Annotated in this window: 15 protein-coding genes; 10 read left to right on the forward strand and 5 right to left on the reverse strand. The window is 63.8% G+C overall.

Annotation, left to right across the window (positions count from 1 at the left end; all coding sequences use genetic code 11):
• The first annotated feature begins 66 nt into the window (after window positions 1-66).
• From ACODSR_RS17360 to ACODSR_RS17375, 4 genes are all read left to right on the forward strand, one after another.
• Window positions 67-840 (forward strand): alpha/beta fold hydrolase, encoded by a 774-nt coding sequence (locus tag ACODSR_RS17360; protein ID WP_489077880.1) that lies wholly within the window; start codon window positions 67-69, stop codon window positions 838-840.
• Window positions 841-2,241 (forward strand): syringate O-demethylase, encoded by a 1,401-nt coding sequence (desA, locus tag ACODSR_RS17365; RefSeq protein WP_489077881.1) that lies wholly within the window; start codon window positions 841-843, stop codon window positions 2,239-2,241.
• Window positions 2,242-2,376: 135 nt separating this feature from the next.
• Window positions 2,377-2,622: a type II toxin-antitoxin system ParD family antitoxin gene (locus ACODSR_RS17370; RefSeq protein ID WP_489077882.1), complete on the forward strand. Its 246-nt coding sequence runs from the start codon at window positions 2,377-2,379 to the stop codon at window positions 2,620-2,622.
• A 44-nt stretch (window positions 2,623-2,666) separates the two neighbouring features.
• Window positions 2,667-2,906, forward strand: coding sequence for a type II toxin-antitoxin system RelE/ParE family toxin (locus ACODSR_RS17375; protein ID WP_489077883.1), 240 nt, complete (start codon window positions 2,667-2,669; stop codon window positions 2,904-2,906).
• 53 nt (window positions 2,907-2,959) lie between these two features.
• Here the strand turns inward: ACODSR_RS17375 and ACODSR_RS17380 are convergent, their stop codons facing one another.
• The 4 genes from ACODSR_RS17380 to ACODSR_RS17395 all read right to left on the reverse strand — a co-directional run bounded on the left by ACODSR_RS17380 (window position 2,960) and on the right by ACODSR_RS17395 (window position 6,216).
• Window positions 2,960-3,721, reverse strand: coding sequence for an IclR family transcriptional regulator (locus ACODSR_RS17380; RefSeq protein WP_489077884.1), 762 nt, complete (start codon window positions 3,719-3,721; stop codon window positions 2,960-2,962).
• 15 nt (window positions 3,722-3,736) lie between these two features.
• On the reverse strand, window positions 3,737-4,126 hold the full coding sequence (locus ACODSR_RS17385; RefSeq protein ID WP_489077885.1) for a nuclear transport factor 2 family protein: 390 nt from the start codon (window positions 4,124-4,126) through the stop codon (window positions 3,737-3,739).
• Entirely contained in the window at window positions 4,123-5,250 is a 1,128-nt protein-coding gene (locus tag ACODSR_RS17390; RefSeq protein WP_489077886.1) for a cobalamin-independent methionine synthase II family protein, read from the reverse strand. The genes ACODSR_RS17385 and ACODSR_RS17390 overlap by 4 nt, the downstream gene beginning before the upstream one ends.
• 117 nt (window positions 5,251-5,367) lie before the next feature.
• On the reverse strand, window positions 5,368-6,216 hold the full coding sequence (locus tag ACODSR_RS17395) for a p-hydroxycinnamoyl CoA hydratase/lyase (RefSeq protein WP_489077887.1): 849 nt from the start codon (window positions 6,214-6,216) through the stop codon (window positions 5,368-5,370).
• A 211-nt stretch (window positions 6,217-6,427) separates the two neighbouring features.
• Here ACODSR_RS17395 and ACODSR_RS17400 point away from each other — a divergent pair, with 211 nt between their 5' ends.
• The 4 genes from ACODSR_RS17400 to ACODSR_RS17415 are packed head-to-tail and all read left to right on the forward strand — an operon-like array spanning window position 6,428 to window position 9,688.
• Entirely contained in the window at window positions 6,428-7,195 is a 768-nt protein-coding gene (locus ACODSR_RS17400; protein WP_489077888.1) for an SDR family NAD(P)-dependent oxidoreductase, read from the forward strand.
• A gap of 32 nt (window positions 7,196-7,227) precedes the next feature.
• A complete protein-coding gene (locus ACODSR_RS17405) occupies window positions 7,228-8,760 on the forward strand; it encodes an FAD-binding oxidoreductase (protein WP_489077889.1) in 1,533 nt (510 codons plus the stop codon).
• Window positions 8,757-9,170 carry a c-type cytochrome gene (locus ACODSR_RS17410; RefSeq protein WP_489077890.1) on the forward strand — a complete coding sequence of 138 codons (414 nt, stop codon included), beginning with the start codon at window positions 8,757-8,759 and terminating at the stop codon, window positions 9,168-9,170. Before ACODSR_RS17405 ends, ACODSR_RS17410 begins: the two co-directional genes overlap by 4 nt.
• On the forward strand, window positions 9,167-9,688 hold the full coding sequence (locus ACODSR_RS17415) for a hypothetical protein (RefSeq protein ID WP_489077891.1): 522 nt from the start codon (window positions 9,167-9,169) through the stop codon (window positions 9,686-9,688). Before ACODSR_RS17410 ends, ACODSR_RS17415 begins: the two co-directional genes overlap by 4 nt.
• Before the next feature lie 6 nt (window positions 9,689-9,694).
• On the opposite strand, the gene ACODSR_RS17420 is transcribed toward ACODSR_RS17415, so the two are convergent.
• On the reverse strand, window positions 9,695-10,192 hold the full coding sequence (locus ACODSR_RS17420) for a nuclear transport factor 2 family protein (protein ID WP_489077892.1): 498 nt from the start codon (window positions 10,190-10,192) through the stop codon (window positions 9,695-9,697).
• Window positions 10,193-10,287: 95 nt separating this feature from the next.
• Here ACODSR_RS17420 and ACODSR_RS17425 point away from each other — a divergent pair, with 95 nt between their 5' ends.
• Together ACODSR_RS17425 and ACODSR_RS17430 are read left to right on the forward strand one after the other, a co-directional pair.
• Entirely contained in the window at window positions 10,288-11,202 is a 915-nt protein-coding gene (locus ACODSR_RS17425) for an NAD(P)H-binding protein (RefSeq protein ID WP_489077893.1), read from the forward strand.
• Window positions 11,199-13,370: a PQQ-dependent dehydrogenase, methanol/ethanol family gene (locus ACODSR_RS17430; RefSeq protein WP_489077894.1), complete on the forward strand. Its 2,172-nt coding sequence runs from the start codon at window positions 11,199-11,201 to the stop codon at window positions 13,368-13,370. The genes ACODSR_RS17425 and ACODSR_RS17430 overlap by 4 nt, the downstream gene beginning before the upstream one ends.
• The last annotated feature ends 5 nt before the right edge of the window (window positions 13,371-13,375 follow it).

Genomic DNA, 13,375 nt, shown 5'->3' on the forward strand with positions numbered 1-13,375 from the left:
GCGTGCCTCTCCCTGACGCATTTTTCCCCTAGCCTATCCGTAAACATTCGTATAGATGAAAACTTCATGGATACGAAAACATCTGATCAGGGCAGCCAGGCTGCGCCGCTCATCATCCTTCCGGGGTTGATGTGCGATTCGCGCATGTTCGCTGAACTGGTCGCTGCTTTCCCCGCAGCCCAGGTGATTGACGGCTTTTACGCTGGGTGCGACCGGATCGAAGCGATGGCTGACTATGCGCTCGCCCGGATGCCCGCGCGCGTGTCGCTGCTCGGTCACTCCATGGGCGCGCGCATTGCGCTGGAGCTTGTGCGCAAGGCACCCGAACGGGTCGAGCGACTCGCGCTGGTCGACACCGGCGTCCACAGCCCCAAGTCCGGCGAACGCGAAGCGCGCTATGCGCTGCGCGACATTGGTCGCGAACAGGGCATGGCCGCGCTGGTTGCACGCTGGCTGCCGCCGATGGTTGGCTTTGCGGGTCTGCGCAACGAACCCCTGATGGACAGCCTCTACGCCATGGCCGTCTCGGCGGGGCTTTCAACGTTTGAGGCGCAGATCGAGGCGCTGCTCAACCGCCCTTCGGTCGATGCGCTGCTGCCGACCATCGCCTGCCCGACGATCGCAATGGTCGGACGCCAGGATCAATGGTCCCCTGTCGCCCAGCATGAGGCGATCGTCGCTGCCATTCCCGGCGCGCAACTACGCGTCGTCGAAGGCGCAGGCCATATGATGCCGGCCGAAGCGCCACAGGCGTTCAACAGGTTGGTCGGGGAATGGCTCACCATCCCCGCTGCACCCGATTTCCCTAACATTTCCAATCATGCCAAAGGAGAGGTTTGAATGACCGACAAGTCCCTGCAACAACTGCTCGATGAAAAGGGCGACATCGTCGAATTCCTGCGCAACCAGCAGGTCGGGCCCAACGCCTATCCGGGCGTTCCGGGCGAATATAGCAACTGGCGCGACGAACAGCGCAGCTGGGCGGAAAGCTCGGTCCTGTTCAACCAGAGCTTCCACATGGTCGACCTGCTCGTCACCGGTCCCGGCGCGTTCGATATGCTGTCCTACCTCGCCCCCAACAGCTTCAAGGGCTTTGTGCCGAACCGCGCCAAGCAGTTCGCCCCCGTCACGCCCGAAGGCTTTGTCATCGGCGACGTCATCCTCTTCTATCTGGAAGAAGAAAAGTTCGAGCTGGTCGGCCGCGCGCCCTCGATCGAATGGGTCGAATATTGGGCCTCGACCGGCAAGTGGGACGTGAAGGTCGAACGCGACGAGCGCACCGCCGCCCGCCCGCTGGACCAGCAGGGTTACCGCCGCAACTATCGCTTCCAGCTGCAGGGGCCAAACGCCATGCCCGTGCTGGAAAAGGCGATGGGCCAGACCCCGCCGGACCTTAAATTCTTCCACATGGCGCCGATCATGATCGCGGGCGTCGAAGTGCGCGCGCTGCGCCACGGCATGGCCGGCCAGCCGGGTTATGAGCTGTTTGGCCCGTGGAAGGATTATGACACCGTCCGCAACGCGCTGATCGAAGCGGGCAAGGATCATGGCCTGACCCTGTGCGGTGGCCGTACCTATTCGTCGAACACGCTGGAATCCGGCTGGATCCCGTCGCCGCTGCCCGCCACCTATACCGGCGAAGGTTCCAAGGCGTTCCGCGAATGGCTGCCCGCCAAATCCTATGAAGGCATGTGCTCGCTCGGCGGCAGCTTCGTTTCCGACAAGATCGAGGATTATTACCTCAACCCGTGGGAGCTGGGCTATGGCATCATGGTCAAGTTCGACCATGACTTTATCGGCCGCGAAGCGCTCGAAAAGGTCAAGGATCAGCCGCACCGCCAGAAGGTGACGCTGGCCCTCGACAATGAGGACATCGTCCGCGTCATGAGTTCGATGCTCCAGACCGGCGACAAGGCCAAGTTCCTGGAATTCCCCAGCGCGGTCTATTGTATGCACCCCTATGACGCGGTGCTCAAGGACGGCAAGACCATCGGCCTGTCCACCTGGATCGGCTACACCATCAATGCCGGTCGCTTCCTGGCGCTGGCGATGGTCGATGCGGAGTTCGCCGAACCCGGCACCGAAGTGACGCTGCTGTGGGGCGAACCCAATGGCGGCACGTCCAAGCCGACCGTCGAACCCCACGTCCAGACCGAAATCAAGGCGATCGTCTCCTCGGTCCCTTACTCGGAAGCCGCCCGCGACAATTACGCCGACGGCTGGCGCACCAAGAAAGCCTGATCAGACTCTCTGAGCGGGAGGAACGGGGGACACCGAAAGGCGTCCCCCGTTTTCGTTTGGGGTTGCTGCAAATATGGGGCCGCGCTAAACTGCACCAATAATATGATTATCGGTAGCACTGTCTGGAGGTCCACCATGGCGACCGTTCGCAAGACCATCACGCTTACCGTGCAGCAGGATGCCTGGATCGCTGCGCAGATCGAGGCGGGTAGCTACACCAATGACAGCGAAGCCATCCGCGATCTCATCCGCCGCGAACAGGAACGCAGTTTTGCCGCCGAAACGATCCGCCAGGCCCTGATCGAGGGTGAACAAAGCGGCGAAGCCGAGCCGTTCGATTTCGCCGCATTCAAGCAGCGCAAATCCGCCCAGCATGGCTGAATATCGTTTCAGTCCGCGCGCCCAGCGCGATCTGGAAGGTATATTTGATTTACACGGTCGCGAAATGGGGCCTCCCCCAGGCCCTGCACTATATCGATCTCATCGAAACCATCTGCGCCGAGCTGGCTGAAGCGCCGCAACACTCCCAAAATTGCGCCAACATCCGCCCCGGCTACCGGCGCCGCAATGTCGAGCGGCACATCCTCTATTTTCGACCGACAAGTTACGGCATCGCCATCATTCGCATCCTGCACCAACGCATGGACGCCATCCGCCATCTTTAGGGCGGACTGAACTGCAGTTGGTAGGCGATCAAAATCATGCGTCGCCATATCCGTCACTCCGTCCCCACCTCAGCCGCCGCGAACAGCCCGACCGCCTGTTCCAGCCGCGCCACCGCACGCGCTTCCAGTTCCGCCGTGAAGCGGGGCAGGGGGATGGCGACGGCGAACGCGCCGACCGCGACGCCATCGACCATCGCCGCCATGCCCAGCCCACAAATGCCCGGCGTATATTCTTCCCGCGTGCGCCCCACGCCCGACCCGCGGATCGCCGCCAACTCTGCCCGCAATGCGCGCACATCGGTGACGCTCTGCGGCGTGAACGGCTCCAGCGGCACCTGCGCAAAATAGGCGTCGATCTCGTCGTCCGCCAGCGTCGCCAGCAGCGCCTTGCCCGCTGCCAGGCTGTGCATCGGAATCCGCGTCCCCACGCTGATCGAATAGCGCAGCGACTGTTCCGCCGTCTCGGTGACGATCGCCTCCAGCTGCCACCCGTCGCGCACGAAGAAGGAGGCGGTCTCGTTGGTCTGGGTCCGCAGCGATTTGACCAGCGGCCGCACCTTGTCCGCCAGCGACAGCGCCATGCGCGGCGACGCCAGCCGGGCCAGCGCCGGGCCGGGCAAATAGCGCCGCCCCTCCCGCGCCAGATAATGCCGCTCCACCAGCGTTGCGAGCAGATAGGACAGGCTGCTGACTGGAATGGTCAGGCCCGCCGCAATCTCCTGCGCCACCACGCCAGCGGGCCGCGCGACGACATATTCGATGATGTCGATGGTCCGCATTGCCGATTTGACGGTGGACGGCGTGGTGCCATTCATGGCCTGCGAACTCCCCTAGAAAATCAGGCTGCCCCGCCGCTCGGCAAAGCGCCATCCAGCCGCGCTCAGGACGAAGCGGTCGTGGAACGACCCGACCTTAGGCGCGCCATCGCCGGTGAACAACAGCATCGCCGATTCGCCCACGGCTTCGCTGGCGCTCACCACGTCGATCACGACATTGGAACAGATATGCCGCGTCACCCGCGCCGGGCGGGCGAGGAACGCCGCCAGTATCGCCTCACGCCCCTGCACCCAATCGTCAGGTGCCGTCGGGCGCGCCATCCGCCCGTCGGGCGCATAAAGGTCCGCCACACCCTGCCAGTCGCCCGCATCGTTCAAATTAGCATAGAGCGCCACCAGCCGAGCGCAATCCGCCTCGATAGCGCGCCGTTCCTCCGCCGTCACAGCCGCGCGTCCGCCAGATCCGCGCCCGCACGGAGCGACCGCAGCTTCTTCCAAGTCACCGCAGGGTCGATCTTGCCATAGCCCGCGAACGTCCCGAACCCGCAATCGGTGCTGCCGATCACCCGCTCCTTGCCGACGATCCGCGCAAAGCGCTCGATCCGCTGGGCGATCAGTTCGGGATGCTCGACATAGTTGGAACAGGTATCGATCAGGCCGGGGGCCAGGATTTTATGATCGGGAATGGCCGCGTCGCGCCATACCGTCCATTCATGCTCGTGGCAGGGGTTCGCCCCCTCGAACAAGACGGTCGCGGGCCGCGCGGGCAGGATGATGTCGATCACCTTTTCCAGTGGAATGTCATGATCATGCGGCCCTTCATAATTGCCCCAGCAAATATGCATCCGCATCCGTTCGGGCGGAATATTGGCGGTCGCGGCATTGAGCGCCTCGATGTTGGCCGCGGCGATCTTGAGAAACTCCTCCTCGCTCGCATCCTGATAGCCGGTGTGCCGCGACATCGCCAAATCGGGGCAATCTAGTTGCAGGTCGAACCCCGCCGCCACGATCGTCTCATATTCCTCGCGCATCGCATCGACCAGATCGGCCAGATAGGCTTCATGGCTGGGATAATGGCGATTGACCTGGAACGCCGTGATCAGCCCCGGCGACGCGGCGTTCATGAACGCCCGGACCCCCTCGCCATGCGGAGCCAGTGCCGCCTTGAACCGCCGAATATCGTCATGCAGCGGCTCCAGCGTCACCTTCCGCACCGGGCCAATGCAGGACGCGCGGGTGAAATCCTGGCTGCCCATGATTGCCGCGAGCTTCTGCCGCAGTTCCGGCAGGGGCGCGAGATCGGCGGCGGGCCTGCGGTCGGTATGCCCGCCAAAGCCCGACAGCCGCTCGATCATGTAGGTGGAGTAACCCACCTTCCCCAATTCGCCATCGCTGACGATCGACACGCCCGCCTCGATCTGCGCTGTCACGGCCTCCGATACGGCGGCTTGCACCAATGTATCGAACGCCTCGGCATCATAAGGCTCGCCCTTGTCGCGGGCCAGCAGCAGCGGCGTCAGCGCGTCGCCGCGCGGCAGGCTGCCGACATGGGTGGTGGCAATGGGCATGAAGATCCTCCTCCTGTTTGGAGCATCCTGCCACAGTTTCGCGGATATGGATATATCGCGGATATGAAAAAACAGGCGCCGAATCCTGTCCGGCGCCTGTCGGGAGGGATAGCAGAATCAGGCGTCGCTGTCAGCCTTCGCCTTGGACAGGTCATAGCTGCCCAGACCCGGCTTGTAGCTCTTCTCGTCGATGAACTGGCGGATGCCTTCCTTGCGACCTTCGGTCTTGTCGTGGAAATTGGCCGCTTCCTGCATCCGCACCAGATAATCCTCGGCCTCGTCATAGGTCATGGTGCTGACGCGACGCACGGCATCCTTGGCGAATTTGAGCGCGACCGGGTTTTTGGCCAGCAGCTTGTCGGCAACCGCGCGGGTGCGGTCCTTCAACTGGTCGAGTGGCACGCTTTCATTGACCAGCCGCATGGTCGCGGCCTGCTTGCCGTCGATCAGGTCGCCGGTCAGCGTCAGCCACATGGCGTCGCGCATCGACAGCAGGTCGACCACCACCTTGGTCACGCCGCCGCCGGGCAGGATGCCCCAGTTGATTTCGGACAGGCCGAACTGCGCTTCATCGGCGCAGATTGCCAGGTCGCAGGCGAACAATGGGCCAAAACCGCCGCCAAAGCACCAGCCATTGACCATCGCGATAGTCGGCTTCTGGAACCAGCGTAGGCGGCGGAACCAGCCATAGCTTTCGCGCTGCGACTTGCGCACGCCGCGCAGGCCGTCAGCCTCGGTCTCGCGGAAATATTCCTTCAGGTCCATGCCCGCCGACCAGGCAGTGCCTTCGCCACCCAGCACCAGCACGCCAACATCGTCGCGAAATTCCAGTTCATCCAGCACATCCATCATGCGCCGGTTGAGCGTCGGGCTCATCGCGTTGCGCTTGGCGGGGCGGGCGAAATTTACCCAGGCGATCCGGTCCTCGACATGCACCGACACGACGTCTTTTTCGTTTTCCATCATCCTGCTCCCTGGCTGGTCCTGTGAAAGGCGGGCCGGGGGCGGCCTCACCGAATATGTATGCTAGGGATACAATATCGGAGGCGGAATTGGCAAGTGAATTTTATGATGGCGTCAAATGCTGGACATAGCGCTGGCTTGACAACGCCATCGCACCATTAGATGATAACGATCGTTATTAAAAATGTCGGCGCGACCGGCGGAGTGAGGCGGGATGGATGTGAAGGGCAAAGTGGCGCTCGTGACCGGCGGCGCATCGGGTCTGGGCGAAGCGGTGGCGCTGGCCCTGCGCGACGCCGGGGCGCGGGTCGTGGTGCTGGACCGGCAGCTGGCCACACTGACAGACATCGAGTCGATCCCGTGCGACATCACCGATGAAGCGGCCCTTGCAGCCATTGTTACCGCCATTGTAGATCGCCATGGCCCGATCGCTATCCTCGCCAATATGGCGGGCATCGGCGGCATTGGTCCCATTGCAACGCCCGCCGGTCCGGGCGACGTTGCCGCTTTTCGCCAGGTGATCGACGTCAATCTGATCGGCGCGCTCGCCGTCACCGCCCATGTCGCCCACGCCATGATCGCCAATGCGCCCGACGGCGCGGATGGCGAACGCGGCGTCATCCTCAATGCCTGCTCGATCGCCTCGTTCGAGGGGCAGGAGGGGATGGGCGCTTATGGCGCGTCGAAGGCGGCGTTGGCTGCACTGACGCTGATCTGGGCGCGTGACCTGTCGCGCCATGCGATCCGCTGCGTCGGGATAGCGCCGGGCTTTTTTGCCACGCCGATGACGGCACATATGCCAAGCGCGTTGGTTGATGAGCTGATCGACGGGATGGAATTTCCCCGCCGCGCTGGCACCGCGCAGGAATTTGCCGACGCCGCCATGTTCCTGATCCGCAGCCCGATGATCAACGCCGAAGTGCTGCGGCTCGACGGCGGCGCACGTCCCCCGGCGCGCACCCGCTGGACGGCGGCGGCCTGAACCCCTTTCCAAGCACAAGGCATATTAGCAGCATGGCCCAACCCCTCCCGCCCGCCACCATCGCCGCCTTCGCCGCGATCGTCGGCAAGGATCATGTGTTTTTCGATGAGGCGGACCAGCTTGCCTATCAGGACAAGTTCGCCATCGACGATGCGCTGCATCACCCCGCCGGTGCGGTCGCCCCCGCCACGGTGGAGCAGGTGCAGGCGATCGTCCGGGTCGCGGCGGAACGCGGCCTGTCGCTCTGGCCGATCAGCCGGGGCAAAAATCTGGGCTATGGCGGCTCCGCCCCACTGCTGGCGGGATCGGTCGTGCTTGACATGAGCCGGATGAAGAAGATCGACTATGACGAGGCAAACGGCACGGTGCTGCTGGAGCCGGGGGTCGGCTTCTACGATCTTTATGATTTCCTGAAGTCCAGGGGCATGAAGCATTGGCTGTCGGTGCCGGGCAACAGCTGGGGATCGGTCGTCGGTAATGCGCTCGACCGGGGCGTCGGCTATACCCCCTATGGCGAACATGCGGCGCGTATCTGCGGTATCGAAGCGGTGATGGCCGATGGGCTGGTCGTGCGCACCGGCATGGGCGCGCTGGACGGCGCACCGACGTGGCAGCTCTATCGCTTCGGCTTTGGTCCCAGTTGGGACCAGATGTTCGTCCAGTCCAATTTCGGCATCGTCACCAAAATGGGCCTGTGGCTGATGCCTGCGCCCGAATCGCTGATGGGCATGGATCTGGAATTTGACCGGCCGGAGGATCTGGGACCGTTGATCGACGCCATCGCTCCCTTGCGACGCGAAGGGCTGTTGCAGCAGTCGCCCACCATCGGCAACTGGCTGCGCGCCGCCGCCGTGGTGACGACGCGCGACCAGTGGACCGACAAGCCCGGCGCCCTCGCCGATGATGTGATCGCGGCGATCCGCAAGAAATTCAATGTCGGCTGGTGGGGCGTCAGCCTGCGCCTCTATGGTCGCGAGTCCGTGAACAAGGCGGCCTATGCGGTGCTGGAACAGGCGATGGGCGCGCTTAAACCCATGGCGATGCGCCCGACGACATGGAAGGCGGGCGAACCGATGGAGGCGAGCGGCTGGACCGGCACGCCGCTGACCATGCCGATGCAGAACGCCAACTGGCATGGCGGACGCGGCGGCCATGTCGGCTTCTCGCCCATATTGCCGCAATCGGGCGCGGCGGCGATGGCGCAGTTCCAGCGCACCTATGCCCGCTACAAGGAATTTGGCATGGACTATCAGGCCAGCTTTGCGTTCGGCGAACGCCATCTCATCAACGTGAACGCCGTGCTGATCAACAAGGATGATCCCGCGCTGATGGGCCGGGTCGATCCCTTCCTCAAGCAATTGATCGCCGATGCCAAGGTCCAGGGCTATGGCGAATATCGCACCCATCTCGACTATATGGATGCGGTCGCCGGCACCTATGATTTCAACAAGGGGGCGCTCTGGCAGATCAACCGCAAGGTCAAGGATGCGCTCGATCCCAACGGTGTGATCGCGCCGGGCAAGAGCGGCATCTGGCCCACCCGCAAAGCAGGAGGCCGGGCATGAGGCGGCGGGGATGGATCGCGCTGGCAGCGTCCGCTCTGGTGCTGGCCGGGGCAGCGTGCGGCCGGGCGAGTGAAAACGCTCCGGCTCCGGCGCAGGCTGCCAAGGGACCGCCTCCCTTGCCAGCGCCTGAAACCCTCTCGTCTCGGCCCCAGGCGGGACCGGGCGAGCGGCTCTATCTGGAAAAATGCGCCATGTGCCATGGGCCGGGCGGCATGGGGACGGGACTGCTGGCGCGCCGGACGGAACAGCCGCTGCTGGAAAAGCGCACCGACCTGACCGTCGATTATGTGGTGCAGGCCGCGCGCATGGGGATCGGCAACATGCCCGCCATTCCGCGCGGCGAGGTGAGCGACGCGGACATGGACCTGATCGCGAAACATCTGGCGCGGGCCGGGGAGGCGGGACAATGACCGTCGTGACACGGCGCGGCTTTCTGGCCAGTGCGACGGTGGCGTCCGCCCTCGCCGGATTAGGCGGCGCGGTGGCAGCGCGACCGGGCGGGGCGCTGTTGCTGCATGATCCAGGGCTTGGCGCAGGACAGCGCTTTGCCGCGCGGGCCGGCGCGCTGGGCGGCGCTTCTGTGGCGCTGGAGGGAGACCGGGTGCGGCAGCTACGTGGCCTGCTGGCGCACGAACCGGCACCACTGTTCGGCGTCACCCGGCGCAGCGACGAATTGCTGATCGGCGAAATTGCGGCAGAAGCAGGTTATCGCCGCGTCGCGCTGGTCCTGCATCGCGCCGTGGGCGTAATGGTGCCGATCTGCACGCCCGATGGCGCAACCATCGCCACGCTGGCGCGCCTTGCAGGCGCACGCTGGCCCGAAGCCTTCGCCGAACTGGCGCTGGGCGGCGTGGAGCAGTGCGAGGTTGCGCCGGTCACGGGAGCAGCGGAACCAGCGCTCAGTTGGGTGCTGGTACGGTCCCGCTGATCGCGCCTACCTTTTGATGATCAGCGACTCCGGCCGCTTGCGCGGCACCCATTCGCCCCGACCGGGGAATTTGCTCAGCACTTGCCCGTCCCACAGCCGCACGGTGCGGCGGCGGAAACGCCACTGGCCGTCATCGCCCTTGACCGCATGATCGTCATACCAGCCTGTAAAGCGTAGCAGATAGGGCGGCTCGCCCTCACATTCCGTGACGAAGGCGAAGGACCGCATGGTGCAGCTGCCATCCTCCTGCGGCATATATTGAACCTGGGTCACATGATGCTGGCGACCCGGAAAGCCCGGCGCGTTGCGATAATGTTCGGCAATCCCGCGAATCCCCTCATGCCCTTCCCAGATGTCGGGTTCGTCGAACACCTCCTCCACCATGCGCGCGTCGGGCGTGAAGCAGGCGACCAGCGCATCGACATCGCCCGTATCCAGCGCCCAGCTGTAGGCGGCAATCAGATCCTGTAGTGCGATCCGGTCCTCGATGGGCAGGCTGGGCATGATGGTCACTCTCCTGTTTTCACTCTCTTGACGCAACAATAACATTCGTTACTATTATGCGCAACTGGCGATAAGAATGATAGGCGAGAGGGTGCATGGGAAAGATCATCATTTCAGGGGCTTCCGGCGCATTTGGTCGCGCCGCCGCAGCCCTGCTGCTGGACAAGGTCACGCCGCAGGACGTCATCCTGCTATCGCGCACTCCTGCTAAGTTAGCCGACTTTGCCGCCAAGGGCGCCGACGTTCGCTTCGCCGATTTCGATGATCCCGCGACCCTTCCCGCCGCCATGGAAGGGGGCGAACGGATGCTGCTGATCAGCACCGCCCGCGTTGGCACCCGCGTCGCCCAGCATCGCAATGCGGTGGGAGCGGCGGTCGGCCAAGGGGTGCGCCATATCGTCTACACCTCGATCATTGCCGCCGACGAACCGGGCAATCCCGCCATCGTCAAACATGATCATCGCGCGACCGAGGAAATCATCGAGGCGTCGGGCGCGGCCTGGACCCATTTGCGCGACAGCCAATATGCCGAAGCGGTCGCCGCCGCGATGGTCATCCCCGCGCTGATCGCCGGGACCAAGCCCGACAATTGCGCCGATGGCCCGGTCGCCTTCGTCAGCCGCGACGATTGCGTCGCCACCGCCGTAGGCGTGCTGACCCAGCCGGGTCACGAAAATAAGGCCTACACCCTGACCGGCCCGGACCTCATCACCATTCCGCAAGCCATGGCGATGGCCAGCGACATTGCGGGCAAGCCGATCATGGTCGAACCGGTCGATGATGACGCCATGTTTGCCTATTTCGATTCGCTCGGCATCCCCCGCCATGCGTCCGACATCGCGCCCGATGGCCCCATTCCCTGGTCGAGCGATGACATGGTCACCTTCGGCCAGTCGATCCGCGAAGGCTATTTTGCGCAGGCCACGGATTGCGTCGAACGGATCACGGGCCGGAAGCCCAAATCGCTGCACGATGTCATGCTGGCGCACAAGGGGAGCTGGCCGCTATGAGAGGCGCGATTCTGGCTTTGCTGTTACTGGCGGGTTGCGCAGCGGGTGACAAAGGCGGCGCGGGCGACGACTGGCCTTTTACCGGGGGCGATGTCGGCGGCAGCCATTTTTCGCGGCTGACCGATATCGATGCAGGCAATGTCGAACGGCTCGGCCTCGCCTGGTCGCATGATCTGGGCACCAACCGGGTGCAGGAAGCCACACCGGTAGTGGTCGATGGCGTGATGTACACCAGCGGCAATCTCGGCCGGGTCTATGCGCTGGACGCCGCGACCGGCGCGTCGCTCTGGACCTTCGAGCCGGAGGTTGACATGCAGGCCAACCGTTCAGCCTGTTGCGATCAGGCCAATCGCGGCGTGGCCGTGACAGACGGCAAGGTGATGGTCGGCGCGCTTGACGGGATGCTCTATGCACTGGACGCAAAGACCGGCGCAGTGCGGTGGAAGGTCGATACAATCACCGACCACAGCCGCGGCTACACCAGCACGGGTGCGCCCGAAGTCGCGGGTGACCTTGTCATCATCGGCAATGCAGGCGCTGAATATGACGCACGCGGCTATGTCACCGCCTATCGCATTGCCGATGGCAAACAGGCGTGGCGCTTCTTCACAGTGCCGCATGATCCCAAATCCGGCCCGCAGGAAAATCCCGCGCTCGATGCCGCGCTCAAGAGCTGGGACAAGGACAGCCGCTGGGACATTGGCGGCGGTGGAACGGTGTGGGACGCGATCAACTATGATCCAGCCTTCGACACTGTCTATATCGGTGTCGGTAATGGCGGACCCTATGCGATAAAGACGCGCTCGCCCAAGGGCGGGACCAATCTCTATCTCTCCTCCATCGTCGCGCTCGATCGCAAGACCGGTGCAGTCAAATGGCATTATCAGGAAACGCCCGGCGACAGCTGGGATTTTACCGCGACCCAGCCGATGGTGCTGGCCGATGTCGAGGTGGACGGAAAGGTCCGCCCCGCCATTCTCCATTCGCCCAAGAACGGCTATCTGTTCGTAATCGACCGGGAAACCGGCAAGCCGTTACGGATCAACCCGCTTGTCCGCACCAACTGGACCAAGGGGTTCGACAAGGACGGCGTCGCGCAGATGACGCCCAAAAATGTCGATTACTGGAACGGCCCGCGCATCGTCTATCCAGCCTCGGCAGGCGCGCGCAACTGGTATCCGGCGGCTTATGATCCAACGCGCAAACTCTATTTCGCGCATGTGCTGGACATGGGCAACCTCATGTTCGGCCCGCCACCCGGCACGCCGGAACAGGCCCGCCGGGCCAAGGCGCTGAACGTCCAGACGACGCTGATCTTCACGCCGATGTTGCAACAGGTGCTGCCGACGCTGCCCGCTGCGATCCGCGACCAGGTGGAAAAGCTGCCCGAAATGCAATGGGTGAAGGACAAGCCCTATAGTTCCGAACTGCGCGCGATCGATCCACTGACCGGCAAGGCGAAATGGGCGGTGCCGACGCAGGGGTGGCAGGACCGGATGGGGACGCTGGCCACTGCATCGGGGCTGGTGTTTCACGGCTCGATCGGCGGCAAGCTGATGGTGCGGGACGCAGACACCGGGAAGGTTCTCAAAGAGATTGATACCGGCAGTTCGATCATGGCCGCGCCGTTGACCTATCGGGTCAAGGGCGTGCAATATGTGGCGGTGGCGACCGGCTTTGGCGGCGGCGGCTGGGGCTACGTCCCTGAATATTCCGCGGCCTATCGCTATGGCAATGCCAACCGGTTGTTGGTGTTCAAGCTGGATGGTGGCCCGGTGAAGATGCCCGACCCGCTGCCGCCGCTGGAGGTCGCATCCGCACCGCCCGCGCAAAAGCCTGGCGTTACCCTCGCAATGATCGCGCAGGGGCAGGGGCTGTTCTTCCAGAATTGCGCCATCTGCCACAGCAACCAGTTGCGTTCGACCGCGCCCGACCTGCGCCGGATGCAGCCTGCGACCCATGAGATGTTCGGCGCGATCGTGCGTGATGGCTTGCTGTTACCGGGCGGGATGCCGCGCTGGGACGATCTGCTGTCGGTGCAGGATGTCGATGCGATCCACGCCTGGCTGATCGCCGAGCAGGGTGCGCTGCGGGCGCGCGAGACGAAGCTCAAGGCGGCGGGCAAACCGCTCGATGCACCCAGCATCGCCGTTATGTCGAATTTTTAGGATCA

This window comes from Sphingobium sp. FG125 (assembly GCF_057809795.1).